The organism is Neisseria sp. P0019.S002, assembly GCF_051957155.1.
Lineage (GTDB): Bacteria > Pseudomonadota > Gammaproteobacteria > Burkholderiales > Neisseriaceae > Neisseria > Neisseria perflava.
On the sequence record NZ_JBQCWS010000103.1, the window covers coordinates 1 to 466 of the forward strand.

Here is a 466-nt window from a genome sequence, read left to right on the forward strand (position 1 = left end):
GAAACAGGGTCGATAAGTTTGGGCGTGGTGCTGATAATCAGGCTGAGGTGTTGGAAAGAAACGCGGTTGTAATCGGCTTTACCGGGCGTACCGCTGTAACGGTAGCCGTCGCGCAATTCAAGCGTGCGTTTGTTGTCGGTCAGCGAAAAATTGCCCTCTTTGGCAAAAACGATGTTGTCGTTGCCGTTTTTGTCCTGTTCGCGCAGGAACAGGTTTTTCATGATGCCGGATTCGGTATCGAAGGTTTCGACAAAATAAACCCTGCCGTTGCGCTTGCCCAAGTTATTGAACTCGCCGGCTTCCACCAAAGACAATTCCTGCTTCTGCTTGAGGATTTCGGCATATTCGCGGCTGCGCAACTCTGCCCACGGCATCACCCAAAGCTGCATGACGGCAATCAAAATGGCAAACGGCACGGCAAACTGCATAACCGGGCGTATCCATTGTTTCAATGCCAATCCGCAGG

1 protein-coding gene is annotated in these 466 nt (G+C 51.7%); it reads right to left on the bottom strand.

The genetic code is table 11. The features are described 5' to 3' along the window. Window positions 1-466, bottom strand: a 466-nt coding sequence (locus ACTHTY_RS11790) for an LptF/LptG family permease (RefSeq protein WP_440367815.1), incomplete at both ends; no start/stop codon positions are given.